The organism is Actinomycetes bacterium, assembly GCA_024222295.1.
Classification (GTDB): Bacteria; Actinomycetota; Acidimicrobiia; order Acidimicrobiales; family Microtrichaceae; genus JAAEPF01.
In genome coordinates this window covers 102,691-129,146 of record JAAEPF010000002.1, presented here as the reverse complement: position 1 = coordinate 129,146, position 26,456 = coordinate 102,691, and the positions used below count along the sequence as shown (strand labels likewise).

At 67.6% G+C, this 26,456-nt stretch carries 22 protein-coding genes; 5 read left to right on the top strand and 17 right to left on the bottom strand.

All coding sequences use genetic code 11. The features are described 5' to 3' along the window. Positions 1–3: 3 nt before the first annotated feature. The 4 genes from GY812_00615 to GY812_00600 form a co-directional block, all read right to left on the bottom strand. The gene (locus GY812_00615; GenBank protein ID MCP4433987.1) at positions 4–711 is read right to left on the bottom strand and encodes an ABC transporter ATP-binding protein; all 708 of its coding nucleotides are present in this window, start codon (positions 709–711) and stop codon (positions 4–6) included. Positions 712–716: 5 nt separating this feature from the next. Continuing rightward, the gene (locus GY812_00610) at positions 717–1,475 is read right to left on the bottom strand and encodes an ABC transporter ATP-binding protein (GenBank protein ID MCP4433986.1); all 759 of its coding nucleotides are present in this window, start codon (positions 1,473–1,475) and stop codon (positions 717–719) included. Further along, entirely contained in the window at positions 1,472–3,877 is a 2,406-nt protein-coding gene (locus tag GY812_00605; GenBank protein MCP4433985.1) for an ABC transporter permease, read from the bottom strand. Before GY812_00605 ends, GY812_00610 begins: the two co-directional genes overlap by 4 nt. Positions 3,878–3,991: 114 nt before the next feature. Continuing rightward, positions 3,992–5,422: an ABC transporter substrate-binding protein gene (locus tag GY812_00600; GenBank protein ID MCP4433984.1), complete on the bottom strand. Its 1,431-nt coding sequence runs from the start codon at positions 5,420–5,422 to the stop codon at positions 3,992–3,994. A gap of 61 nt (positions 5,423–5,483) precedes the next feature. On the opposite strand from GY812_00600, the gene GY812_00595 reads away from it, so the two are divergent. Further along, on the top strand, positions 5,484–7,286 hold the full coding sequence (locus GY812_00595; protein MCP4433983.1) for a D-aminoacylase: 1,803 nt from the start codon (positions 5,484–5,486) through the stop codon (positions 7,284–7,286). A 45-nt stretch (positions 7,287–7,331) separates the two neighbouring features. On the opposite strand, the gene GY812_00590 is transcribed toward GY812_00595, so the two are convergent. The 4 genes from GY812_00590 to GY812_00575 all read right to left on the bottom strand — a co-directional run bounded on the left by GY812_00590 (position 7,332) and on the right by GY812_00575 (position 10,861). Then, positions 7,332–8,435, bottom strand: a complete 1,104-nt coding sequence (locus tag GY812_00590; protein ID MCP4433982.1) for an undecaprenyl/decaprenyl-phosphate alpha-N-acetylglucosaminyl 1-phosphate transferase — start codon at positions 8,433–8,435, stop codon at positions 7,332–7,334. A gap of 75 nt (positions 8,436–8,510) precedes the next feature. Next, positions 8,511–9,752 carry a serine hydroxymethyltransferase gene (locus tag GY812_00585; GenBank protein MCP4433981.1) on the bottom strand — a complete coding sequence of 414 codons (1,242 nt, stop codon included), beginning with the start codon at positions 9,750–9,752 and terminating at the stop codon, positions 8,511–8,513. A gap of 15 nt (positions 9,753–9,767) precedes the next feature. Next, a complete protein-coding gene (gene rpiB / locus GY812_00580; GenBank protein MCP4433980.1) occupies positions 9,768–10,187 on the bottom strand; it encodes a ribose 5-phosphate isomerase B in 420 nt (139 codons plus the stop codon). A gap of 14 nt (positions 10,188–10,201) precedes the next feature. Then, positions 10,202–10,861, bottom strand: coding sequence for a hypothetical protein (locus tag GY812_00575; GenBank protein ID MCP4433979.1), 660 nt, complete (start codon positions 10,859–10,861; stop codon positions 10,202–10,204). A gap of 102 nt (positions 10,862–10,963) precedes the next feature. On the opposite strand from GY812_00575, the gene GY812_00570 reads away from it, so the two are divergent. Beyond that, the gene (locus GY812_00570; GenBank protein ID MCP4433978.1) at positions 10,964–12,466 is read left to right on the top strand and encodes a hypothetical protein; all 1,503 of its coding nucleotides are present in this window, start codon (positions 10,964–10,966) and stop codon (positions 12,464–12,466) included. 35 nt (positions 12,467–12,501) lie between these two features. On the opposite strand, the gene GY812_00565 is transcribed toward GY812_00570, so the two are convergent. Then, complete coding sequence (locus GY812_00565) at positions 12,502–12,915, bottom strand: cyclic nucleotide-binding domain-containing protein (protein MCP4433977.1); 414 nt, start codon at positions 12,913–12,915, stop codon at positions 12,502–12,504. A 23-nt stretch (positions 12,916–12,938) separates the two neighbouring features. On the opposite strand from GY812_00565, the gene GY812_00560 reads away from it, so the two are divergent. The 3 genes from GY812_00560 to GY812_00550 all read left to right on the top strand — a co-directional run bounded on the left by GY812_00560 (position 12,939) and on the right by GY812_00550 (position 17,043). Continuing rightward, on the top strand, positions 12,939–13,973 hold the full coding sequence (locus GY812_00560; protein MCP4433976.1) for a zinc-binding dehydrogenase: 1,035 nt from the start codon (positions 12,939–12,941) through the stop codon (positions 13,971–13,973). Positions 13,974–14,069: 96 nt separating this feature from the next. Next, positions 14,070–15,518 carry an ABC transporter substrate-binding protein gene (locus GY812_00555; GenBank protein ID MCP4433975.1) on the top strand — a complete coding sequence of 483 codons (1,449 nt, stop codon included), beginning with the start codon at positions 14,070–14,072 and terminating at the stop codon, positions 15,516–15,518. A 67-nt stretch (positions 15,519–15,585) separates the two neighbouring features. Further along, a complete protein-coding gene (locus tag GY812_00550) occupies positions 15,586–17,043 on the top strand; it encodes an ABC transporter substrate-binding protein (GenBank protein ID MCP4433974.1) in 1,458 nt (485 codons plus the stop codon). A 13-nt stretch (positions 17,044–17,056) separates the two neighbouring features. Here the strand turns inward: GY812_00550 and prmC are convergent, their stop codons facing one another. From prmC to GY812_00510, 8 genes are all read right to left on the bottom strand, one after another. Then, complete coding sequence (gene prmC / locus GY812_00545) at positions 17,057–17,920, bottom strand: peptide chain release factor N(5)-glutamine methyltransferase (protein ID MCP4433973.1); 864 nt, start codon at positions 17,918–17,920, stop codon at positions 17,057–17,059. A gap of 7 nt (positions 17,921–17,927) precedes the next feature. Then, the gene (gene prfA / locus GY812_00540) at positions 17,928–18,995 is read right to left on the bottom strand and encodes a peptide chain release factor 1 (protein MCP4433972.1); all 1,068 of its coding nucleotides are present in this window, start codon (positions 18,993–18,995) and stop codon (positions 17,928–17,930) included. Continuing rightward, positions 18,995–19,816: a hypothetical protein gene (locus GY812_00535; protein ID MCP4433971.1), complete on the bottom strand. Its 822-nt coding sequence runs from the start codon at positions 19,814–19,816 to the stop codon at positions 18,995–18,997. Before GY812_00535 ends, prfA begins: the two co-directional genes overlap by 1 nt. A gap of 170 nt (positions 19,817–19,986) precedes the next feature. Beyond that, positions 19,987–20,271: a type B 50S ribosomal protein L31 gene (locus tag GY812_00530; protein ID MCP4433970.1), complete on the bottom strand. Its 285-nt coding sequence runs from the start codon at positions 20,269–20,271 to the stop codon at positions 19,987–19,989. A 146-nt stretch (positions 20,272–20,417) separates the two neighbouring features. Next, positions 20,418–22,226, bottom strand: a complete 1,809-nt coding sequence (locus GY812_00525; GenBank protein ID MCP4433969.1) for a transcription termination factor Rho — start codon at positions 22,224–22,226, stop codon at positions 20,418–20,420. Between the two features lie 226 nt (positions 22,227–22,452). Beyond that, the gene (locus GY812_00520; GenBank protein ID MCP4433968.1) at positions 22,453–23,865 is read right to left on the bottom strand and encodes a threonine synthase; all 1,413 of its coding nucleotides are present in this window, start codon (positions 23,863–23,865) and stop codon (positions 22,453–22,455) included. Between the two features lie 45 nt (positions 23,866–23,910). Continuing rightward, positions 23,911–25,215 carry a homoserine dehydrogenase gene (locus tag GY812_00515; protein ID MCP4433967.1) on the bottom strand — a complete coding sequence of 435 codons (1,305 nt, stop codon included), beginning with the start codon at positions 25,213–25,215 and terminating at the stop codon, positions 23,911–23,913. Positions 25,216–25,391: 176 nt separating this feature from the next. Beyond that, on the bottom strand, positions 25,392–26,327 hold the full coding sequence (locus GY812_00510) for a DUF559 domain-containing protein (GenBank protein ID MCP4433966.1): 936 nt from the start codon (positions 26,325–26,327) through the stop codon (positions 25,392–25,394). Positions 26,328–26,456 lie beyond the last annotated feature (129 nt).

Genomic DNA, 26,456 nt, shown 5'->3' with positions numbered 1-26,456 from the left:
TGCTCACGCTCCCAGGTATGCGGCTGATAGTTCGTTCTCGATCTCATCGGGTCTGCCGACTGCGCGGACCAGGCCATTGACCATCACCGCAGCGAGGTCCGCAACGCCCAGCACCGTACGCGCGAACTGCTCGACCACGAGGATCGAGGTGCCGGACCGCGCTATCTGGGCGACGATCCCGTAGAGCTCCTCCACCACGAGCGGAGCCAGGCCCATGCTCAACTCGTCGAGGAGCAGCACCGCCGGCTCGGTGGCGAGGCCGCGCGACATGGCGAGCATCTGCTGCTCGCCACCCGACAGCGTGCCGGCGACCTGACCCCGGCGCTCGCCCAGGCGTGGGAATCGGCTGTAGGCGACCTCTTCCACATGCGCCATGTCGACGCCCGAGTAGGTGGCCATCAACAGGTTCTCGCGCACGGTGAGGTTGGGGAAGATCCCCTTGCCCTCGGGAATGGTCACCACGCCTCGCCGGGCGAGGTCCTCGGCGCGGGCGCCGGTCACGTCGGAACCGGCCATCATCACCTTGCCCGCCGTGGGCTCCAACAGGCCGCACGCCACGGACAACGTGGTGGTCTTGCCCGCGCCGTTGGGCCCGAGCAACGCCACAACCGATCCGGCCGGGACCGTGAGGTCGACCCCGTGCAGGACCTGGATGGTGCCGTAGGCGGCGGTTACGCCCTTCAGCTCGAGCAGTGGTGTCGAGGCGTCCATGGCGCTCACCCGGCTCCCAGGTAGGCGGCCACCACGGCCTCGTTGGCGCGGACCGTGTCGGGGTCACCGTGGGCGATGATCTGGCCGAAGTCGAGAACGTAGATCTCCGAGCACACCTGCATGACCAGCCCGACGTCGTGTTCGACAAGGAGGATCCCGAGACCTGCTTCGGCCAACTCCAGCAGCAGCTTGCCGAAGTCCTGGGTCTCGTTGTCGTCGAGGCCCGAAGCGGGCTCGTCGAGCAGCAGCACCCGTGGGCGTGCCGCCAGTGCACGGCCGAGCTCCACGAGTCGGGCCTGCCCGGTCGGCAGGGACCCGACGGGCACGGACGCGAGTTCGGACAACCCCAGGCGGTCGAGGATCATTGCCACCTCGGCCTGGTGTGGCAGGTCCTGCCCGGCTGCCAGGTACTGCGGCGCCGCACCGCCGCGCATCGCCCACGTCTGGCGGATCTCGAGCCCGGCGCGGATGTTGTCGGCGACGCTGAGCGAGGAGAACACCTCGAGGCGCTGGAAGGTGCGCCCGAGGCCCTGGCGGGCACGCTTGTGCGTGGGCATGGCCGAGACGTCACGGCCGTTGAGGGTCACCGTGCCCGCGGCCGGTTGGATGACGCCGCAGACAGCGTTGAAGAGGGTCGTCTTGCCGGCGCCATTGGGGCCGATCAGCCCCACGATCCTGCCGGGATCGACCGAGACGGATACGTCGCTCAGCGCCTGGTGCCCACCGAATCGCACGGTGACGTTGGAGGCCTCGAGCCCTGTCATCGGGCCGCTCCCTCAGTGTTCGGATCCGCCAGCGGCCCCATGGCCTCGAGTGCCTCGGAGGTGGGCATCGCCAGGGCGGACTCCTCGATGCCGACTGCAGTGCCGGCTGCCAGTGCGTCGGCGCGTGTCAGCTCCGCCCCGAGGCCTGCGTCATCGGGCGACGGTGCGTCCCCGAGCTGGCGCGGAGTGGGATTGACCCCGAGCACGCCGATGGAGGTGATGGCCACGAGCACCGACCACAGGATCACCAGCAGCAGGCGGAAGCCGTTGGACGCTGTGAGGTCTTCCCACGGGATGAGGGCCGTGCCCACGAGCGCCAGCACGAGCCAGACGGCGGTCGGCACGGTGCGGCCTACGCGCTTCATACCCGTCGGAGGCAGGACCGCGGGCAACACCGGCAGCACACCGAACGCCAGTGCAACCATCGCCGCGAAGAATCCCCAGTTCTCGATCAGGTCCGTGCGCGCCGCGTACCAGAGTGCGCCGGCTGACACGAGCGCCGCGACGATCGCCGCGCTGGACCTGGAGAAGTCGCGGTAGGCCTCGCCGATCTCGGATGCCGCCCCGTCGGGGTTGCGGCCGAGGCTGATACCCATGAATCCCGGCATCACGGACAGGATCTGGGTGACCGACGCGCTGGCGAAGCCGAAGATGCCGATCGCGTTGGCGGCCAGCAGCGTGGTGGCGATCGGCTGGGCGCCCAGCAGCAGGCCGCCCAGCAACGCGCCGCCCACCGACCCGATCCCGCCCACGACGGCGAGCATCGTGATGGGCAGCGACTGGTCGAGGCCGAACTCGTCGACAACGAACGTGCGACCGGCAAGTGCGCCGCCGGCACCGGCGATCGCCGCGGAGAGGGCGAACACACCGACCTTGGTCGACAGAAGATTGAGCCCGAGCGTTGCGCACGCGACGGGTGAGTCACGCATGGCGGTGAGCCGCCGACCCCAGGCGCTGCGACGCAGCGCCACGAGAACGTTGGCCATCAGCGCGAACGCAACCGCAAGCACAATCAGCTGTCCGTAACTCGAACTGACTTCTATCGGGCCGATCGTGGTGCGGGGCACATTGGCCACACCGCCCGTCATCAGCTCCTGCTGGCTGAACACCATCCAGAAGCAGAAGATGCCGAACGCGGCAGTTGCGAGGGCCAGGTAGATGCCCTGAAGCCGCATCGCAGGCAGGGCCACCAGCGCGCCCACCACTGCGCAAACGCCGACCGCCACCAACACCCACACGATGTTGCCGCTTGCTCCCCAGTTGGCCATCACCACCGCGCCGATGCCCACGAAGGTCATCTGGGCGAGTGAGATCTGCCCCGAGTAGCCGGTGAGCGGCACGAGCGACAGCGTCGCGATGGCGAAGCCGAAACCCTTCAGCATCGTGCCCTGGTCGGGGCCGGACATGAGTGACCCGATGGCCACCACGGCAAGCACCAGCACGGTGCCACCGATCAGCGCCAGGCGCTGGGTCGGGATCGGCATGGGCTTGCGAACACGGTCGAGGCTGTGCGCACGCAACGGCACATGGGGCTGCAACAGGATGACGACGAACAACATGATCGCCGGTACCGCGCGCGCCAGGCCGTTGAGGCCGATGGGCCCGAGCGACGCGTCGCTGGGCACGTAGGCACCCACATAGGAGATGGAGAGACCGAGGATGATCGACCCGAGGAACGCCCCCGGGATGCTCCTCAGCCTGCCCACCACCGCCGCCGCATAGGCGTTGACCACCAACAGCGTCAGCGGGATGACCGATGGGGCCTGCTCGGCTCCGATGAGCACGCCGGAGACGGCCGCGAGCGACGCACCCAGGGCCCACGACAACATCGATGTGCGGCCGGGACGGCCGCCGTTGAGCTGCAACAACGAGCGGTCGTCCACCACGGCGCGCATGGCGATGCCCAAGCGGGTGCCCCGCAGGATAAACCTGAGCGCGATCGCCACGATCACCGCGATGCCGATGGTGAGCAGACGCTGGCCGGTGAGGGTGACCCCAGCCACCTTGAGGTCACCACCTTCCACGAGGGCGCCGAGTGGTCGTGCGCGGTCCTCCGGCCAGATCCACAGGGCGATGAATATGAGCGCGACCATGAGTGACACGGTCACCACGATCTTCACGACCTCCTGCGCGCCCTCGATGCCGCGCATGATGAAGCGTTCGACACCGGCGCCGAACAGCGGCGCGATCACCAGCACCACCAGGAAGAATGCGGGCCAGGTGGGCACGCCCCACGACACGTGGACCTGCCAGTAGGTGAACGCGGCCATCATCCCGAACGCGCCGTGCGCGAAGTTGAAGATGCCCGAGGTCGTGTAGGTCACGACCAGGCCGCTCGACGCGATCGCGAAGATCGCGGCCTGTGACAGTCCGAGGACTGTGAATGTCAGGAACTTGTCCACTGGTTCGTGCCGGTCCGCTTCGTGGGTCGCCCGTTGGCAGGTCCGAGAACCTTAGGCGGTGCGGTCACCCCTTCGGAGCGGATCGCGCCGCGCTCGGTTCGCCAGGACTGCAGCTCAGATGGGCTGCTTGTCGCTCGTGACGCCGAGTCCTGCGTTGGCCGGCACGTCCACCACTGCGGTGTCGTCGCAACCGAAGCCGTCGAGATCGTCGTCCTCGCTGCCGATCTCGGGGAAGTACCGCTCGAATTCACCGCTCTCGGTGACCCGGATGAGCATGCCGCAAACCGGCGAGCCACCACCTTCGGGACCGGGGTTGGTCGGAGCGTGAAGCCCACCGGCTGTCCAGTCATCGACTTCCGCGGCCGTCTCGAGCACACAGTCCCGGGTGACGACGCCGTCGTTGGCCTCACCGCAAGCCCTGGCGGAGTCGGCGAACAGGAGCCAACCGGAGAAGCTCTGCATGCCGAGCAGCGCGATCTTGGGGTCATCGACATTGTCGTTGAGGATGTCGATGTACTGCTGCACTGCCGGCCACTTGTCGGCTTCCTCGAAGGGATGGAAGATCGAGCGGATCAGCGTGTCGGCAGCCTTGTCGGCACCGGCGGCGTCGACGTACACCTGGTCATAGATGTTGGTCTCGACAACCGGATAACCCTCCCAGCCCTGCTCGCGCAGCGTCTTCACGAGGGCCGCGAAGTTGGTCGGCTCACCGACGAAGTGCAGGGACTGGGATCCGGTGGCGATGATCTGCTGGGCGAGCGGGGTCCAGTCGGCGAGGCCGGTCACGGGGTACGGGAACACGCCGGCGTTCTCGACGCCCTCGGCGTCGAAGATCGCGACAGTCTGCTCCTTGACGGTCTCCATGGCGGGCAGCTCGCCCCAGACCTCCACCATCGACTCGGCCTCTTCGGGGTGCAGCTGCTGGAACTGGCGGATCCACAACGACGGAGCCTCCGACAACGGGTGCGGGATCGGCTGGATCTGGCCGTTCGACTCGGACTTCTCGGGAGACACGGCGAACCCGGGGATGTCGGCGAGCACGCACTCGTGGAAGTCCGATTCGGGCTTCCCGGAGAACTGCAGGTTGTCCTGCACCTGACCGCCGCCGACGAGCATGAACACGCCGTTGCAGGCCTCCGCCATCGACGCCTCCACCTCCAGCAGCTTGCCGTCGATGTCGACGAGCTCGATCTCGAGGCCTCCGATTCCGCCCTGGGCGTTGCACCATGCGGCAAACGCCTGGGAGGTGTCCCAGAGTTCCTTGTTGAGTCCGGGGCGGATCGTGGAGGATCGGTCGTTGGCCACTCCGAGCAGCATCTTGTCAGGGGAGCCCGCGCTCTCGGATTCCTCCACCGTCATCTCACCCGGGCCGCAGGGCGACTCCATGTCGCCGAACTTGTCGCCGGTGGTCGGCTCCGAGGTCGATTCCTCGGTGTTGGCCTCGCCGCCTTCCTCGTTCTCGGTGGCGGCCTCGTCCTTGTTCCTCGCGGCACACGAAGTGGCCACAAGGACCACCGCCAAAGCTGCGAGCCAAGCCTTGCGCATCTGTTCTCCCCGGTTTCCCCCACCCCGGACACGTTGCCCGTGAGCGATCAGTTCTGGCACGATGGCCACAAATCTGACAGACCGTCAGATTTGCTGCAAACTCTCCGCACATCCACCCGAGGAGCACGCCGTGGACCTGGCCATCCGCAACGCAACCATCGTCGACGGGACCGGAGCGCCCTCCAGAACAGCAGACCTGGGCATCGACGACGGACGCATAGTCGCCATCGAGGCGACCGGCTCTGAACGGCTGGACGGCGCCGCCCGCACAATCGATGCCACAGGACTGGTCGTCTGCCCCGGGTTCGTGGACCCCCACACCCACTACGACGCACAGCTGCTGTGGGACCCGTCGGCCTCACCGTCCAATGTCCACGGTGTCACCACAGTGATCGCAGGCAACTGCGGCTTCACTCTCGCACCCGTCATCGAGGGCGACGGCGAGTACACCGCTCGCATGATGGCCAAGGTGGAGGGCATGCCACTCGAAGCCCTCGCCAAGGGCGTCGACTGGACCTGGACCTCGATGGAGGGGTATCTCGAACGGCTCGACGGCAGCCTCGGCGTCAACGCCGCCTTCCTCGTGGGCCACTGCGCCCTTCGCCGCAAGGTCATGGGCGCCGACGCCGTGGGCAACGAGGCGAGCCCCGAGCAGGTCGAAGCAATGAAGGCCCTGCTCTCGGAGAGCATCGAAGCGGGTGCACTCGGGTTCTCAACCACCCGTGCACGCACCCACTCCGACGGCGACGGTGAGCCGGTCGCCTCCCGCTGGGCCACCGAGGACGAGCTGTTCCAGCTCGCGTCGGTCGTGTCCGAACACGAGGGCACGACGCTCGAGTTCGCGTCCGACGGCTGCCTAGATGGCTTCGAGGACGATGAAGTCGACTTCATGATCCAGTTCTCGCGAACCGGCAAGCGGCCCCTCAACTGGAACGTGCTCACCGTCGACAGCCACGCCCCCGAGCGCTACAGGAACCAGCTCGATGCCATGGACCGCTGCGCCGAGGAAGGCGCAAAGGTGGTTGCGCTCACCATGCCGGTGATCGTGCCCATGAACATGAGCTTCCTCAACTACTGCGCACTGAACATGATGCCGGACTGGGGAGACATCCTCGGGCTGCCCGTGCCGGAACGCATGGAGAAGCTCCGCGACCCCGAGGTGCGGCGCTTCATGCAGGATCGCGCGGCCAGCCCCGACGCCGGAGTGTTCGCCCGCCTCACCGGCTGGGACATCTACGTGATCGGCGACACCTACTCCGAGGCCAACGAGGGCCTGAGCGGTCGCCGCGTCTGTGACATCGCCGAGGAACGCGGCGACGACAACCCCTTCGACACACTGCTCGACATCGTGCTCGCCGAAGACCTGCGCACCGTGCTCTGGCCGGGCGCCACCGACAACGACGACGAGTCCTGGGAACTACGCCGCCAGGCGTGGGACCACCCATCGGTGATGCTCGGTGGCTCCGATGCCGGTGCACACCTCGACCGCATGCAGGGAGCCGGCTATCCCACCCGCTTCATCGGCGACTGCCTGCGCGGCCGCAAGCTCGTGTCGGTCGAACGCGCAGTACAGATGCTCACCCAGGTGCCCGCCGAGCTGTTCGGTCTGAAGGACCGCGGCACCATCGCCGAGGGCAACATCGCCGACCTGGTCGTGTTCGACCCCGAGACGATCGACTCCGAGATGCTGACCCTCGTCAACGACCTGCCCGGCGACTGCGGCCGACTGCATGCGGGCTCGACCGGTGTGAAGCACGTGCTCGTGTCGGGCGTGGAAACGATCACCGACGGCGAGCCCACCGGCAACAACGCCGGCAGCATCATCCGGTCCGGCAAGGACACCAACACCGTCCTCGTCGACTGAGACCCCACCCGGCGCTCCGCCCGCAGGAACCGCGAGCCGGCGTCGTCAGGAGCGGGCGGTGGCGCGGCGGATGATGGTGGGCGCGAAAAGCGTGAACAGCAGCAGCGCCAGGGCGGCGAGTCCGATCGGCACGATCGCGTCGCCGCGACCGGTGTAGACGGGAATCAGCACGAAGCCCGACAGCACCGCCGTCCAGGCCCACATGATCAGCACCGCGCGACGGTGCCCATGGCCGAGGTCCATGAGCCGGTGGTGCAGGTGTTCCTTGTCGGCCGTGGCGACGCCGCGCCGCTTGGTGGCCCGGCGCAGGATCGCGAACAACGTGTCGATCAGCGGCACCGCGAGGATGATCAACGGCAGGATGAGCGGGGCGAAGAAGAACCACGACTGACCCGAGAAGGGGTCATCGGACTGGCCGCCGACCGCCACCGTCGAGGACGCGAGCAGCACTCCGAGCATGAGTGCTCCGCTATCGCCCATGAAGATGCTGGCCGGATTGAAGTTGAACGGCAGGAACCCGATGCACGCCCCGGCCGTTGCGACAGCGACGAGAAGCCCCACGTTGGAGGGGTCGAGCACGCCCTCGTCGAGCAACGCCCATCCGTACAGGAAGAACGCACCGGAGGCGATCGCCACGATGCCGGCGGCGAGTCCGTCGAGTCCGTCGATCAGGTTGACCAGGTTGGCCATGCCGATCACCCACACGACGGTCACCAGTGCCGACAGGTCGGGCGGAAGCACGGTGAAGCCCACGAACGGCACCCGGAAGTAGATGATGGTGAGTCCGACGAGTGTGAGCATGGAGCCGGACAGGACCATTCCGGCGACCTTGGCGGGCGGCGAGATGTCTCGCAGGTCATCCACCAGGCCGGTCAGCCACATCACAACCGCCGCGGCGGCGACTCCGACGAGGTTCCCCGGCGTGGTGAAGATGGGGTCGAGGTCGGGCACGAACCAGGCCGCGACGAACCCCGCGAGCACGCCGATCAGCAGGGCGGTACCGCCGAGCAGCGGGGTGGCGTGCGCATGCACGCTGCGGTCGCTCGGGTGCGCCATCGCCTCGGCGCGCCGCGAAAGCACCCGCAAAGGGGGCACGGAGATCGCTGTCGCCGCGACCGCGACGACCATGACGATCAGGTAGCTGCCCACAGCCCAACGCTACTGGTGGCCGGCCGCGGTGTACCGCACCTGTGCGCCTGGCCGGTGCTGGCGTTCACAGCTGGATCAGGGATACGGCGTGAAGCCTGAGCACAGCGTGGCGACCTCTTCGCGCACGGCGGCGAGCCGGGCGTCGTCGCCCGGGGCATGCAGAACCCTGGCGATCAGGTCGCCGATGGTGGCCATCTCGGCTTCGCGCATTCCCTGTGTGGTGACCGACGGCGTGCCCAACCGCAGGCCCGAGGTCACAAAGGGGCTGCGGGGGTCGTCGGGGATGGTGTTCTTGTTGAGCGTGATACCGGCGCGGTCAAGCGCGATCTGGGCGTCCTTGCCGGTCAGTTCCTCGTCGACCGAGCGCAGGTCCATCATCATCAGGTGATTGTCGGTGCCACCCGAGACCATCCGGAATCCGTGCCCGCCAAGTGATTCCGCCAGCGCGCGCGCATTGGCGACGATCTGGTGCGCGTACTCGCCGAAGCTCGGATGCGCCGCCTCGCGGAACGCGACGGCCTTGCCCGCGATCACGTGCTCGAGGGGTCCGCCCTGCAGACCCGGGAAGATCGCCTTGTCGATCGCCTTGCCGTGCTCCTCGCTGGTGAGGATGCAGCCACCGCGCGGGCCGCGAAGGGTCTTGTGGGTGGTGAAGGTGACCACATCCGCGATGCCGACCGGGTTGGGATGCGCCCCGCCCGCGATGAGTCCGGCGATGTGCGCTGCGTCGAACATGAACAGTGCACCGACCTCGTCGCAGATGTCACGGATCGGCTTCGGGTCGACCTCGCGGGAATAGGCGGTGGCGCCGGCCACGATCATCTTGGGCCGGTGCTCCTGTGCGAGGGCGTGGAGCTGCTCGAGGTCCATGCGCTCATCGGACTGGGTGAGCCCGTAGCTGACGAAGTTGTAGCTGAGCCCGGAGATGTTGACCGGTGAGCCGTGGGTGAGGTGGCCGCCGTGGTCGAGGCTGAGTCCGAGCACGGTGTCGCCGGGCTCGAGCATCGCGAGGTACACCGCCACGTTGGCGTTGGCTCCGGAGTGGGGCTGGACGTTGGCGTGTTCCGCGCCGAACAACGAGCACACGCGGCTGCGAGCCAGGTCCTCCGCCTCGTCGACGTATTCGTTGCCGCCGTAGTAGCGCTTGCCCGGGTAGCCCTCGGAGTACTTGTTGGTCAGCACCGATCCCACGGCCTCCATGACCGCGGGCGATGTGAAGTTCTCAGACGCGATCAGTTGGAGGCCGGTGTTCTGGCGCTCACGCTCGCGGTCGATGACTGCGAACAGCTCCGCATCACGTTCTTCGGGCCAGGGCATGGGGGGTCCTCTTCGTCAGAGCTCGTCGAGCTTTCCGGTACGCCTCGAGTGTCGTCCGCCCTCGAACTCCGCGTCCAACCAGGCATCGACCGCAGCGGTGGCAACGGCGGGACCGGTGAGACGGGCACCGAGGCATATGACATTGGCATCGTTGTGCTGGCGTGCGAGCCGCGCCGAGGTCTCGTCGTGCACCGTGCCCGCACGCACGCCATGGATCTTGTCGGCCGCCATGCAGATGCCGATGCCTGACCCGCAGACGCACACGCCGAGGTCCGCCTCACCACCTGCGACGGCCCTGCCCACTGCGACGCCGAAGTCGGGATAGTCGACGCTGTCGGGCGAGTTGGTGCCCAGGTCGAGCACCTCGAATCCGCGGCCGCGTATGTGGTCCGCTAGTGCGTCCTTGAGTTCGTAGCCGGCGTGGTCGGCGCCCATGGCAATGGTGGTGGTCACCCCGACAGGGTACGCCAGCTACGCGACTCGAAATACCCGCCCGGGCGGTGCACCGTGGGCGTGGGGCCGGGACTCCAGCGCCACGACACCGATACGCGCGGGCCCAGTCGGCGTGCGCTCTTCGGCACCGCGTGTTCGAAGTCGGCCTGGCAGCGACCACCCATCACGAGCAGGTCCCCCGAACCCGGAGAGAGGTCAATGGACGCGCCGCCACCCTTCGGACGCACGAGGAAGGGACGCCGCTCGCCGAGCACGACTATGGCCACGATCGAGTCGAACCATGTACGCAACTCCCGGTCGGCGTGGAAGGCAACCGAGTCCGAGCCGTCCCGGTAGTAGTTGAGGCCCGCGCCGCCGAGTGGCCTGCCATAGCGCCGCTCCACCAGCCGGCGGACCCCGGCCAGGGCCGGGTGGGGATCACCGTCATGCGCGCTGTACCAGCGCGACAAACGGGGGTCGTCCACCTCGCGGTCCCACATGACTCGCCGCCCGACACGCCACTCGGTGTTGTCGACCAGCTCGTAGAGAACGTCGTCCGCCCCGCCCAGAACACCCCGGGCAACGTCCAGGAAGGTTCCCGCAGCGGGCTCGGTGCGCTCGAATGCGACAGGGCGCACCTCGGGTTCACCGGCGCTCAGAAGGCAGCCCTGCAACATGTTGCCACTGTAGCCGAACACCTGTTCTGTCGTCGGTCGTTGCGCACCCGGGTTCCGCGCCAACTGGTCCTTGCGGGCCCGGCACGGTTACCGTCCGCCCACATGAGCCTCGATGAGCGCACACCGGTGATCGTGGGCGCCGGTCAGTTCCTCAACCGTGTGGATTCGGGTTCCGACCCCCTGTGCCCCACCGACCTGATGGCGCAAGCCGCCTCGATAGCAGACCGCGACGCTGGCGTGGCGCTGGCAGGCCGCGCTGATGTGGTCGCCGCAGTACCCACGATCTCCTGGCGCCACCGCGACGCGGCGCTGTTGGTGGCCGAGGCCGTCGGCGCCACCGACGCACACACCTGGTACCCCGCGATGGGTGGCAACACCCCGGGAATGATGCTCAACCGGATGGCCGGCGAGATCGCTTCGGGAAACCTGGAGGTCGGCCTGCTGGTCGGGGGCGAGGCCTGGCACACCCGGAGCAGGTCACTGAAGGCTGACACCCGGCCCGACTGGCCCGTCCAGGACGAATCCGTGCAGCCCGACTGGGGCAGCACGGATTCCTTCGAGATGGGCCACCCAGCCGAGCACGCCCGCGAGATCTTCCAGCCGGTGCAGACCTACCCGTTGTTCGAGACAGCCCTGATCCACGCCGCGCTGACGGAGAACCCGGGCCGCACGCTCGAGGACCAGATCGCACTGGTGGGTCAGATGTGGGCCGGCTTCTCGAAGGTGGCGGCAGCCAACCCCCATGCCTGGCGGCGGGAGGAACTGACCGCGTCCGAGATCACGACCGCCGACTCCGACAACCGCTTCGTCGGCTGGCCCTACACCAAGAGGATGGTCTCCAACCCCGACGTCGACATGTCGTCGGCATTGATAGTCACCAGCGCGGCCGCGGCCCGCTCGGCCGGCGTCAGCCGTGACCGCTGGGTCCACTGCTGGAGCGGAACCGACGGCAAGGACCGGGTGATGTCGGAGCGCCACTCATTCACAAGGTCGCCTTCCATCGGTGTGGCGGGACGCCGATCACTCGAGCTGTGCGAAGTCGACCTCGACGACGTCGCTCACCTCGACGTGTACTCGTGCTTCCCATCCGCAGTGGAGCTGTTCTGTCGTGAGTTCGGCCTCGATCCGCTCGAGCGCCAACTGACCGTCTACGGCGGGCTGGCATTCGCCGGGGGGCCATGGAACAACCCCGTCGGCCACGCCCTGGCGACAATGGTCGACGTCCTTCGCAACGAGGCCGGCAGCCTCGGGCTCGTGACCGGCAACGGCGGCAACGTCGACAAGCATTCCTTCGGACTGCTCGGCACCGAACCACCACCCGACGGTTTCCGCCACGAGGCGCCGCAGCGGGAAATCGAGGCCGAGACCGAGGGCCGCGAGGTACTCGAAACCCACTCGGGGCAAGTGGAGATCGAAGCATGGACCGTCATGCACGACCGCGACAACGCGTCCGAGCGACTGCACGCCGCCTGCCTCACCAGCTCGGGCGAACGCGTGTGGGGGGTGTCGACGGACGCCGACGCGATGCTTGCGGCCGAGAGCCGTGACCTGGGCGGCACCGCCGCCGAGATCGCGGCTGACGGCCAACTCACGCTCGCGGGCTGACCCCGGCCGGCCAACCGGTGTCGGCGGCGCGGGCGTTACTTCGGCAGGCGGGCAGCGAGGATGGCCATTATGCGCTCGGAGGCGCGCGGCATCTCCTCCAGCAGGGCCTTGAAGTGCGACGTGTCGAAACGCAGTAGGCCCATGGGACCGTCGGCCACGACCGTCGCCGTGCGAGGCCGGTGGTCGATCAGAGCCATCTCGCCGATAGTGGATCCGGCACCGATGGTCGCCACGTACTCGCCGTTGGCATACACGTTGGCCGACCCCTCCAGCACCACGTAGCAGTACGTGCCGGGGTCGCCCTGGTCGACCAGCAACTCACCGTCGGGCACCTCTATGCGCGACCCGAGGTCATCGACCCGGGCGAGTTCGGAATCGGTCATGCCCTCGAACAGGGAGACGGAACCCACCTGGGAGCTGTCGGCATCGTCGCTGTGGCCCTTGCTCATCGGACGCAGGCTACCGTGCGCAGATGCGTGCCGTCATCATGCGCGAGGGTCGACTCGTGGTGGACGACTTCGAGACGCCACCACCCGGTCCGGGCCAGCTCCTGGCCGAGGTACTGGCCTGCGGGATCTGCGGTTCGGACCTGCACACCCTCGACCACTCCGAGGAGTTCGCGGAGATGTCGGCGTCGGCTGCGTCGGTCGCCGACTTCCCCACCGAGACCTTCGACCCGGGAGCGGACGTGGTCATGGGCCACGAATTCTGCGCCCGCGTGGTCGACGTTGGTGAGAACACCGCGAACTGCCAACCCGGGGACACGGTGGTTTCCATACCGATCGTGATGGACACAGCCGGAATCCACCCGGTCGGTTACTCGGGGCAATACCCCGGTGCCTACTCCGAACAGGTACTCCTCTCCGATGCCCTGTGCCTCAAGGTGCCCAACGGGCTCGGCCACCGCGAAGCGGCGCTGACCGAACCGATGGCCGTGGGCCTGCATGCGGTCGAGATGAGCCGGGTGACTCCGCGCCACGGCACCGTGGTCGTCGGATGCGGGCCCGTCGGGCTCGCCATCATCGCGTCGTTGCGCCTCGCCGGCGTGGAGACGGTTCTGGCAGCCGACTACTCACCGGCCCGCCGCGCGCTCGCTGCCCGCATGGGCGCGAGTGAGGTGGTCGATCCGGCACAGGAGCCGACAGCCGAAGCATGGGGCCGGGTCGGCGGGGGGCGCGACCTTGTGATCTTCGAGGCCGTGGGCGTGCCCGGTGTGATCGACGAGGCCGTGCGTGCGGCGCCCCGCAATGCACAGATCGTGGTCGCCGGCGTGTGCATGCAGCCGGACACCTTCCATCCGATGGCGGCGGTCACCCGCGAGGTCAACATCCAGTTCGTGCTTGGCTATGACCCCGAGCAGTTCGGCCGCACGCTGCGGCGCATATCCGAAGGCGAGATCGACGTCGCACCGATGCTCACCGGTTCTGTCGGACTCGACGGTGTCGCCGATGCCTTTGAGGAACTACGGGATCCCGGGCGCCATGCAAAGGTGCTGGTCGTCCCCTGAGCCGGGGCATACCTGCGCAGGCAAACGGTGCACCGACGTCACAGGAGTCGTCTACTGTGACCACTGACACAACCGGGGAATCCTAGGGGGATCAGCGTGTCGAAGACCTTCATGAAGCTGCTCGCGCTCATCGCGGCGACCACACTCGTGGCCGCGGCATGTTCGGCCAAGGGAGACGACGACGCCAGCGGCGGCGACGAAGGGGAATCGCCCGGCGCCGAGGAAGCCACGTCCGGCGACGACGGCGACGGCGCGAGCGCGGCCGACTTCGGTGACCTCAGCGACGTGTGCGGACCCGGTGACCTCACCATCGCGGCCGACGAGAACGCAGGCTCGCCCGACAAGCTCCTGATCGGTGTGTCCAACGACCGCACCTCCCAGATCCGCCCGGGGCTCAACAAGGAGATGTGGGACGCCTCCAACGCATTCGTCGCCTGGTGCAACGAGCAGGGAGGCATCGGCGGACTCCCCATCGAGATCGTCGACCTCGACGGCAAGCTCCTCGAGGTGGAGACGTCAATGGCCCGCGCCTGCAACGGCGTGTTCATGATGGTCGGCGGCGGCCAGGTCCAGGACAACCTGCAGTTCACCGGCAAGCCTGAGTCCGACTTCCACGAGTGCGGTCTCGCCGAGATTCCTGGCTTCACGGTCTCCCCCGAGAAGTCGGAGTCCAATGGCCAGGTCCAGCCGATCCCCCACCCGGGCGCCGAGATCTCCTCGGCGTGGATGAAGGACTTCAAGAAGCTCTACCCCGATGAGTCCCAGTCGATGACGGAGGTCTGGGGCGAGCTCCCGGCCATGGAGACCATCAAGAACCAGACCCTCGCGGTGATGGACTCCGAGGACGTGGAGAACGCAGGCGTGTTCACCTACCCGGTCACGGGCCAGGCCGACTGGACGCCGTCCGCGCAGCAGGTCATCGGCTCCGGTGCCACGTCGCTTCACTTCGTCGGAGAGCCGACCAACCTCGGCGCCCTCGTGAAGTCGCTGCGGGAACAGGGCTGGGAAGGCGTCCCGATGGTCGAGACCAACCACTACGACCAGACGTTCATCGATTCAGCCGGCGCCGAGAACGCCGAAGGCTCGGTCATGCGCTCCGCGTTCCACCCCTTCGAGGAAGCCGCCGACTGGCCCGCCACCCAGCAGTACATCGACATCGTCAACGACAACGTCGACGACCCCAAGATCGCCGTGCTCGGAGCCCAGAGCTTCTCGGCCTGGCTGCTCTTCGCCGAAGCGGCGAAGGCCTGTGGCGAGTCCAACGACGGGGAACTCAGCCGCGAGTGCATCCTGACCTCGGCAGCCGACATCGACGAGTGGACCGGCGGCGGCCTGCACTCGCCACACGACCCTGGCCCCGAAGGCGGCCCGTCCGGCACCTGCGGGATGCTCGTGGTCGTCAAGGACGGCCAGTTCGAGCGCCTGTTCCCCGAGGTCGGCAGCGACGACGACTCCGGCGACGGCTTCAGCTGCCACGACGAGGCAGTAGTGGCGGTCCCTGAAAACGAAGGCCTCGGCATCATCGGACCCAACCAGCCGATCTAGACCAACGGCCCCGGGGCGACAGATGCAGACCGACCAACAAGACAGACCGATCAGTGGGGAGTGACGGATGAAACCCGCTTGGCGCAAGACCGCGGCCCTGCTTGCAGCTACGACCATGCTGGCCGGAGCCTGCGCTGCAAAGGGGGACGAGGACGCGAGCGACGAGGACACTGAGACTTCCGGCCAGGACGCCGGTGCTGATGAGGGCACCGGTGGTGAGCCCTCGGACGGGCAGGGACCCGGAAGCTTCGGCGACCTGAGCGACGTGTGCGGACCCGGTGACTTCACCATCGCGGCCGACGAAGACGCAGGCTCGCCCGACAAGCTCCTGATTGGTGTGTCCAACGACCGCACATCCCAGATCCGCCCCGGGCTCAACAAGGAGATGTGGGACGCCTCCAACGCGTTCGTCGCCTGGTGCAACGCCGCGGGAGGTATCGGCGGACTCCCCATCGAGATCGTCGACCTCGACGGCAAGCTCCTCGAGGTCGAACCAGCGATGGCGCGGGCGTGCAATGGCGTGTTCATGATGGTCGGCGGCGGCCAGGTCCAGGACAACCTGCAGTTCACCGGCAAGCCCGACTCGGACTTCCACCTCTGCCGGCTCGCCGAGATTCCCGGCTTCGCGGTCTCTCCGGAGAAGTCGGGCTCCAACGGTCAGATCCAACCGATACCCAACCCGGGCGAGGAGTTCTACTCCGGATGGATCCGAGACTTCGAGCAGGTCCATCCGACAGAAGCCACCTCCGGTGCGGTGGTCTGGGGCGACCTGCCCTCCATGGGGTTCATCAAGAACCACTCGGTCGCGGCACTCGACGGTGAAGGCATGGAGAACACCGGCGTGTTCTCCTACCCGGTGACCGGCCTGAGCGACTGGACTCCCTTGGCCCAGCAGGTCATCGGCAGCGGAGCAACCTCCCTGCACTTCACCGGAGAGCCGACCAACCTCGGCGCCCTCGTGAAGTCACTGCGGGAACAGGGCTGGGAAGGGATCTCGATCTCCACCACCAACCACTACGACCAGACGTTCATCGATTCAGCCGGCGCAGAGAACGCCGAAGGCTCGATCATCCGCTCCGCGTACCACCCCTTCGAGGAAGCCGCCGACTGGCCCGCCACCCGGCAGTACATCGACATCGTCAACGACAACGTCGACGACCCCAAGATCGCCGTGCTCGGAATGGGGAGCTTCTCGGCCTGGCTGCTCTTCGCCGAAGCGGCAAGGCAATGCGGCGAGTCCAACGACGGGGAACTCAGCCGCGAGTGCATACTCACGGGCGCGGCCGACATCGACGACTGGACCGGTGGCGGCCTGCACGCAGTTCGTGACCCGGGCCCCGAGGGTGGCAGTCCCGGAACCTGCGAGATGCTCATGGTCGTCAAGGACGGCCAGTTCGAGCGCCTGTTCCCCGAGGTCGGCAGCGACGACGACTCGGGCGACGGCTTCAGCTGCCGCGACGACGCAATCGTGCCGGTGCCGGCCAACGCAGGGTTGGGTGTGGTGAGTCCCGACCAGCCGGTCTGAGCCGATCTCCGGGTCATCCAGCGAGTGGCCGCTGTGCCACGAGGACGCGGAGCTTGCCCGCCAGGTCAGGCTCGGTGCGCACATCGGCGAAACAGTCACCGGCCAACGACTCCGCTCCTGCCGCCTGCTCTGGCGAGAGTTCGCACACGAGCACTCCCTGCGGTTCGAGCCAGTCCGGCGCTCCGGCGATGATCACCCTCAGGTCATCCAGGCCATCGGGCCCGGCCAGCAGCGCGGAGGTCGGCTCCCAGCCGGCCACCTCGGCCGGCAAGTCAGAATCCGCTGCCACATACGGCGGGTTGGACACGATCAGCTGACAGTTGCCTCGCAGCTCGACAGGCAGCGCGTCGAACCAGTTGCCCACCGACAGCGTGACGCGCGCCGCCGCCCGCCCGCAGCCCACGAGGTTGGCGCGGGCCACCGCGATCGCATCGTCGCTTGCATCCGTCGCCCACACACTGGTGCGAACACGCTCGGTGGCGATCGCCAGCGCGATCGCGCCCGAGCCGGTTCCGAGGTCGACGACGTTGGTGGCCACGTCACGCCCACCAAGTCGATCAAGCTCGCCCAGGGCCTCTTCGACAACCTGTTCCGTCTCGGGCCTCGGGATCAGCACCCGGGAATCAACCATCAGGTCCAGGGAACGGAACCCCCAATGGCCGAGCACGTACTGCAGCGGCTCCCCCGCCTCGCGCCGCCCCACCATGTCGTCATAGCGGGCCATCCCGCCCTCGGTGACCGGGTCATCGAGCACGAGGGCCAATTCCACTGCCGAAGCTCCCGAGGCCTCCTCCACTATCCGGCGGGCGTCATCGCGCCCCCCTTGGGCGCGCAGGCGATCAGTCGCCTCGGCCAGCAACTCGCGCCACGCGATCATGGCGTCGTCAGTCCGCTCCCTCGGCGAGGAGACGGGCCCGCTCGTCGGCCAGGAGCGCATTGCTCACATCGTCGAGTTCGCCCGTGAGAACCCGGTCGAGGTTGTGGGTCGTGAGCCCGATGCGGTGGTCGGTCACGCGGTTGTCCTTGTAGTTGTAGGTGCGGATCTTCTCGCCACGACCACCGCCCCCTATCTGGGCACGTTTCGCTTCACCGGCCTCGGTTGCCGCCTTCTCCTGCTCGGCCTGCAACAGGCGCGACCGAAGGACCCGCAGCGCCTTGTTCTTGTTCTGCAGCTGCGACTTCTGGTCCTGCATCGACACCACGAGGCCAGTCGGCTTGTGGGTGATCCTCACCGCCGAGTCGGTCGTGTTGACCGACTGACCACCCGGGCCCGACGAGCGGTACACATCGACTTCGAGGTCGTTGGGATCTATGTCCACATCGACCTCCTCGGCCTCGGGCAGTACAGCCACGGTGGCGGACGACGTGTGCACACGACCCTGCGACTCCGTGACCGGCACCCGCTGGACTCGGTGCGGGCCCGCCTCGAACTTGAGGCGTGACCAGGCATCATCGCCGCTCACTCGCACGGTTGCCTCCGCGACACCGCCGAGGTCGGACGGCGACGACGACAGCACCTCGAGCTTCCAGCCCAGCCGCTGGGCAAACCCCCGGTACATCTCGAGCAGGTCGGCGGCCCAGATGTTGGCCTCCTCACCACCCTCGGCGCCGCGTATCTCCAGAATCACGTTGCGGTCGTCGTTGGGGTCCTTCGGCAGCAGCAGAACCTTGATCCGATCCTCCAACTCCGCGAGGCGCTGACGTGACCCCGACAGGTCCGCCTCGAGCGTGGACCGCTCGTCGCCCTCGGCAGACTCGATGAGCTCCGACGCCGCCTCGATGTCGCCTTCGACTTCGAGGAGTTCGTTTCGTGCCTCGACCAGAGGCTCGAGCTCCTTGTAGCGCCGGCTCACCGACACGAAACGCTCCCTGTCCGCCACCACGTCCGGGTCCGCCATCTGCGCCTCGCAGTTGCGGAACTCCTGGGCGAGATGGTCGAGACGCCCGCGCATCACGCCCACCCGGGTTCGAGGTCAACGATGCCGACGTCACCTGTGAGTTGCGCGGCAAGCTCGCCGGTGACCCGCAGGTGGTCCTTCGGAGGAACGACCAGCAGGAGCCGCCCGTCAGGGGCATACATCGCCCTTGTGTCTGCTGCCACGGGCACGAGGTCGAGCCCTGCACCCGCCCCGAACACGACCACGAACTGGCTGCCGTCGGCATCGGTGGCGATGGCGGCGGCCGGCGGGTCCTCACGAACACTGTCAGGCGGGTAGGCGGTCTGCACGGACTCGAGCGACACCGCACCCACAACCGCGGGATCCGCCGCCGCGTCGGAGCGCAGCCAACGGGAGCGCGAAAGGAGGCTCAGTGGATGTGTGGTTGCTCCACGGTGCCGGCGCTCGGACACGATCCGCACGGCGCGCTGCAGGCCCGCCTCGGGTGTCTCACCTTCATGCATGGCGGCGGCAGCATCGCGGTCGAACCGGCCCACGCCGGCTTCCAGGTGGTACTCGCCATCGCCTCCGGTCTCGGTCGGCCACAGGACCAGCCGGGCGATCTCCAGTCCCAACAGCTCACCTCGCCACGACCCCTCCTCCGCCACGACCTCCAGGCCATGGGTACGGAGCTGTGCGAGCAAGTCCTCAACGCCGACAGGTGGGGGAGGTACGACCGGCAGTGGGTCCGGCTGGGCGGCTACAGAGGTGTCCCCAACGACCGCGCGAACCTCTATCGGCATTGCGAAGTGCGATGCGAGGCGCGCGGCGACACCGGCGCCCTCGTCACAGAACAACACCAACTGAGCGGCATCGGCACGCAGCGCGTGCAACACCGAGCCTCCGAACTCCGATGGCCCACACTTCGACTGCAACACGAATGCGGTGCCGGAATCCGACGCCGCGGCAGCAGCGCCGAGCGGTCGTGCATCGACGTCGACGCCCCTGAGGCCGACGACCAGTGCACCCAGCTTGGCAGCGAGCAGTTGTGCCCGCTGGTCGGATCTCAGCTGTCGGCCTTCTCGGCGTCGGCAGCCTTCTTCTTGCGGCGGTTGCCGTAGCGGCGCTCGAAGCGCTCCACGCGGCCGGCCGTGTCGACGATCTTCATCTGGCCGGTGAAGAACGGGTGGGTGAAGGCCGAGATCTCGACCTTGGCGAGCGGGTACTCGTTGCCGTCGTCCCAGGTGATCGTCTCGTCGGTCTCGATGGTGGAGCGAGTGAGGATCTTGTCGCCCGAAGAGGTGTCCTGGAACACGACGTATCGGTAGTTGGGGTGGATTCCGGCCTTCATCGTTTCTCCATCTGGCGGCCCCGGTTTCCGAACGGGGCCATATGGGGGACTTGTCAGTATGACAGCCGCAGCGTCCCGGCTCCCAGCCGGACCTGATGGCCGAGCGGACGGGGCGTTGGCGGGTCAGGGCATGCCCGCAGGCTTGCCTACCCGCCCACCGCGGGAGCCTTGCCGATCTCGGCGAGGAACTGGTCGTTGTCGGGGAAGGTCTTCATGCGGTCGATCAACAGCTCCAGTCCCGCACCGGAGCCACTCTCTGCAGCCAGGCCCGACAGCACCCGACGGAGCTTCCAGACCTCCTGGAGTTGTTCACGGCTGAACAGCAGCTCCTCGTGGCGGGTAGAGGAGCCATCCACGTCGATCGCCGGGTAGATGCGCTTCTCGGCTGCCCGGCGGTCAAGACGCAGTTCCATGTTGCCGGTGCCCTTGAACTCCTCGAAGATCACTTCGTCCATCTTCGAGCCGGTCTCCACGAGGGCGGTGGCGAGGAAGGTCAGCGAACCGCCCTCCTCCACGTTGCGCGCCGCGCCGAAGAAGCGCTTTGGCGGGTACAGGGCGCCGGTGTCGATGCCGCCGGACATGATGCGGCCGGTGGCGGGAGCAGCGATGTTGTACGCCCGGGAGAGCCGCGTGATGCCGTCGAGGATGATCACGACGTCCTGGCCCGACTCGACCAGACGCTTGGCCCGTTCGATGGCGAGCTCCGCGACCATGGTGTGCTCATCGGAGGGGCGGTCGAAGGTCGACGCGATCACGTCGCCCTGGACCGATCGACTCATGTCGGTGACTTCCTCGGGTCGCTCGTCGACCAGCAGCACCATCAGGTGCACATCGGGGTTGTTGGCCTCGATCGACTGGGCGATGGTCTTCATCACGGTCGTCTTGCCGGCCTTGGGCGGCGACACGATCAGGCCGCGCTGGCCCTTGCCGATGGGTGAGATCAGGTCGATGATGCGCGACGTCATGTCCTGGGGCTGGTCCGTGCGCTCGAGGCGGAGCCTCTCGTCCGGGAAGAGTGGGGTCAGGTCCTCGAAGCGAGGTCGCTTCCTCTGTGATTCGGGGTCGAGGCCGTTGACCTTGTCGACCTTGAGCATCGCCGGGTTCTTCTCCTGGCGGTTGGCCGGGCGGCTGGTGCCGGCGATCACATCGCCCTTGCGGAGTCCGAGCTGGCGCACCTGCTTGACCGATACGTACACGTCGTGCTTGGAGGGCAGGAAGCCCTTGACCCTCAAGAAGCCGTAGCCGTCGTCGCGTAGGTCGAGCATCCCCTCAACGGGAACCGGCTCGCCGTCCCATTGCTGTTCAGGCTCATCGTTGCGGTCGCGATTGCGGCCCCGGCGACGACGGCCGCGCCGGTTGCCCGGCTCCACGTCGTCCTGGTTGCCGCCACCCTTGTTGCGGTTCTGGTTGCCACCCTGGTTCTGCTTGCCACCCTGGTTCTGCTTGCCACCCTGGTTCTGGTCCCCGCCCTGGTTCTGGTCCCCGCCCTGGTTCTGGTTGCGGTCACGGTTGCCCTGGTTGCCGCCACCCTTGTTGCGGTTCTGGTTGCGGCCGCCGTCGTTCTGGCCACGGTCACGACCGCCCTGGTTCCGGTTGCGGTCGCCGCCACCATCACCAGAGTCAGCCTGAGCCGGGCCGCTGTCGCCGGACCCATCAGCATCGGTCTCACCGGCGGGCGATTCGTCGCCACCGGCATCGTCGGCGCCTTGTTCGGTCTTCGCGTCGTTCCCGGAGCCGCCGTTCCCCCGGCTCGCCCCGCCGGCAGCCGCAGACCCGGAGTCTGGCCCCGCGTCGCCGGCCTTAGCGTCACCGGGCGCATTGCCGGAGAGCTCGAGGATCATGTTGACCATGTCGGCCTTCTTGGTCCGACTGGTCGTCTTGCCGCCCAGGGCCTGGGCGATGGTGGCGAGCTCGGCGCGGTCCTTGCGCTCGAGACCCTGCAGATCAACACTCACTTTGGTGTCTCCGTTCTCGGAGTTGTGGGTCGGGGCATGGATCGCCACGACCGGTCGTCGGGAGGACCGGCGGTCATCAGCAGCGGGGTTGCGGCTGTGGAACGGTTGAGCGCTCAGCGGGCGAAGAGGTCGAGTTCCTGGCACCGGGACTCGGCTGAAACCGGCACCGGGTGTGGATCGTCCGCCTCAGCCCCCGCCGGAGACGACACGGACAATGTACCGGCGTTCAGTTCGCAACTGCAAGCACCCGGCGCACGTGTGCCTCGACCGCACCTAGGTCATTGGCAGCATGCTCAATGCGCTCGGGGCGATCCATCAGGTCGGCCAGGTGCGCCGGAAGCGGCGGGCGCACGCCGCTCGCCTCGAACACCGCGTCCGGGAACTTGGCCGGGTGAGCCGTGGCCATGCAGACCACAGGGGTGTCGACCGAGCCGACCATCTGCTGTGCCACGCCCACACCCACGGCCGTGTGGGGGTCGAGCAGGACGTCGTCGGCCTCATACACCGAGTCGATCACCTCGGCGGCATCTGAGTCCTCCAGGCGACCCGCATCGAACTCCGACCGGAGCGTCTCGAGCACATCGGCCGGCACGGCCACTCGGCCATCGGCTCGGAATCTGGTGAGCAGCTCGGCTACCGACGAGCCGTCCCGACCCAGGACCTCGAACAGCAGCCGCTCCAGGTTCGAGGACACCTGGATGTCCATCGACGGCGACGTGGTCGGCACCACCGGCTCGACCTCCATCGCGCCGGTCGTGAAGAACCTCGTGAGGATGTCGTTGCGGTTGGAGGCGACGATCAGGCGATCCACCGGGAGGCCCATCTGCTTGGCCACCCACCCGGCCAGGATGTTGCCGAAGTTGCCGGTGGGCACACAGAAGCTCACGGGACCGCCTTCGGGGGCGACGCGCAGCTGGGCCCACACGTAGTAGACGACCTGGGCCATGACCCGGCCCCAGTTGATCGAGTTGACCGCGCTGAGGTGCACCTCGGAGCGAAACGCCACGTCGGCGAAGGCGGCCTTCACGAGGTCCTGGCAGTCGTCGAACGTCCCATCGACCGCGACTGCGTGGCAGTTCGGCTCCATGATCGTCGTCATCTGGCGGCGCTGTACATCGGAGACCCGGCCGTCGGGGAACAGGATCACACAGTCAGCGCGCTGGCGGCCGCGGAAAGCATCCATCGCAGCCGAGCCGGTGTCGCCCGAAGTGGCGCCGAGGATCGCAACCCGGCCGTCGCGGCCCGTGAGCACGTGATCGAACAAGCGGCCGACGAGCTGGAGCGCAACGTCCTTGAAAGCGAGGGTGGGGCCGTGGAACAGCTCCACGAGCGAAATGCCGCCAACCTCGGAGATCGGACAGACCTCGTCGGCGTCGAAGGTTCCGTAGGCCTCCGCGACGAGGCGATCGAACGACTCCCTGTCCAGGTCACCGGCAACCGGCGGTCCGTCGGGGGCCACGTAGGGCCACATGACCTCGGCCGCCAGCTGCGCGTAGTCGAGGCCGCGCAGGTCCTCGAGCGCCGGCAGCTTCGGCCAGTGCTGTGGCACGTAGAGCCCCCCGTCCGACGCGAGGCCCGCCAGCAGCACATCGGCAAAGCCCAGCATCGGCGCCTGACCGCGTGTCGACACGTACTTCATCGCGGCCCTCCAGAGGGTTCGACACCCATCATCGCGAGCACCGCGTCACTCGGTCCCGATGACCCGGAGCACAGAACCCACCGAAGTGACGGCATCGAGCCCGCGCAACTCATGCAGCGTGGAGCGAACATCGGACTCGCGGGCGTCGTGGGTGATGAAGATCAGGCGTGCACGATCCAGCGGGGCGGGGTCGTCCTCGAGGCTCTGCTGCTCCATCGAGCGAATCGACACCTCGTGGGCGCCGAACACGCCTGCGACCGCGGCGAGCACTCCGGGCTGATCCTGCACCTCGATGTTGAGGTAGTAGCTGTAGTGCAGGTCATCGATCGCACGCACCTTCGCCTTGGCGAAGCTCCCGAGGGAGGCATGCGTCGCCTTCGACAGGTTGGCAGCGGCATCGACCACGTCGCCGAGCACTGCGGAGGCCGTGGGAAATCCGCCGGCACCGCGGCCGAAGAACATCAGGTCACCAACGGCGTCGCCCTCCACGAACACAGCGTTGAAGCTGTCGCGCACAGAGGCCAGCGGGTGGTGGTCGGGAACCATGGTGGGGTGCACCCGCACCGCGACCGACCCGTCGTCGAGCAGTTCGCAGATGGCCAGCAGCTTGATCTGGTACCCGAGACGCTTGGCGAAGTCGATGTCGGTGGCAGTGATCGACGAGATGCCCTCATGGCTCACGTCTCCGGCAACGACCTTCTGGCCGAACGCGATCGTGGCGATGATTGCGGCCTTCGCGCCGGCGTCGTAGCCCTCCACATCTGCGGTCGGGTCACGTTCGGCATAGCCGAGGGACTGCGCCTCGGTGAGGGCCTCGGCGTAGCTCCAGCCTTCCTCGGTCATCTTGGTGAGGATGTAGTTGGTGGTGCCGTTGACGATGCCCATGACCCGGGACACGTCTTCGCCCACCAGCGACTCGCGAAGCGGCCGGATCAACGGCACGCCACCGGCGACGGCTGCTTCGAACAGCAGGTCGACGCCCGAGTCATCGGACGCGGCGTAGAGCTCGGCGCCGTGATTGGCCAGCAACTCCTTGTTGGCGGTGACAACCGCCTTGCCGGAATCGAGCGCCTCCAGTACCAGTTCCCGCGCCGGCTCGATGCCGCCGATCACCTCGACCACCAGGTCGACCGCCGCGTCGGACACCACCTCGTGGGCATCCGTCGTGAACACCTTCGCCGGCAGTTCCACATCGCGTTCCTTGGACAGCGATCGCACGGCCACCCGCGTGACCTCGAGGCGGATGCCGGTGCGCGATTCGATGTCGTCCGCACGCTCGCCGATCAGGCTGATGAGCGCCGCGCCGACGTTTCCGCAGCCCAGTACGCCGATGTTGACGGTTCTTTCCACGCCCGCCACGGTACCGGCCCCCAACCCGCACCCCCGAACGCGTTCCTCTCACCCACCCCCGTGCTCTCCTACTCAGCCTCCTTTCCCGAGTGGCTGAGCGTTCGAGCGGCTCCGAGCGCCTTCAGAAACAAGGCTGAGTGAGCCATCACAGCGAGCGCCCCAACCAGAAGGCCTGCTCAGGCCACGTCGCGGACGCGTCGGCAGTAGATCTCCGCGAGCTCGATCGCGGTCCCAGCCTGGTCGCCCACCAGGTCCTCGTGCCTGAGCCTGATGGTGAGGAAGCCCGCTGCCGCGGCGGCGCGGTCACGGCGGGCGTCGGTGGACGCCGCCTGGATCCGGTCGTGCCAGACCCGCCCGTCGGCCTCCACGATGAGACGGGCCTCCGGCCATGCCCGGTCAACGAACTCGCCGCCGTCCGGGCGTCCCGGGTGCGGGAACTGCGCCACACCGTCTGGCAGGCCAGAGCGTCGCACCGCCTCCAGCAGCCGGACCTCGAGTGCTCCTTGGGCCAGGCCTGCGCCGCCGAGTCGGCGGGACAGTGAGTGCACCAAGGCAGGCACTGAGTGTTTGCCCTGCCGCCTCAGCTGCTGCACCAGCATCGCCACTTCTACGGGGTCGACCCGGCGCTCGGCGGTCAGCTGATCCAGCCAGGCGTCCATGCGGGAGGCTGAAACCATGCCTCCGAGGTCGAACAGAGTCCGCTCCACGTTGGTGCAGCGCAACCTCCTCACCGTTGTGAGATGACCATCAACCAGATCCGTTCGCTGGTGGACCGTGAAGCCCGGTACCGACCTGTTGGCGCCCGCAGGAAGAATCACGCTGTCGGGCTGGTCGTCGGCTACCGGTAGCCCGTGAAGCCGCGCCGAGCTGAAATGGCTGAGTGCCGAGGTCGGTCCGAGATGCAATACGGCGGTCCACATCGACCCGCGCCTGCTTCTTGGTGCGCCGGGAAGCGACAGCACCCGTGAGGTCTCACGACGCCATTTGTGTGCACGCAATTGCGACTGGACGAGCACGCGGCCACGCGCATCCAGCCCAGCGACCTGGCTCCGGGAGAAACGGCCCATCTGCGTGTGTGCGAGTTCCTCGATGGCGACGATCGACGACTGCATGCTGCGACGATCACATCGGTGCTCGCTCACCACAACGGGTCGCGCGACCCGGTCTGTGCTGTGCCACTCAACCTCCCTTCTTGAGTAGCTCCGCGTCGATACGACGCGAGTCGCCTCGCGAAAGCAGGA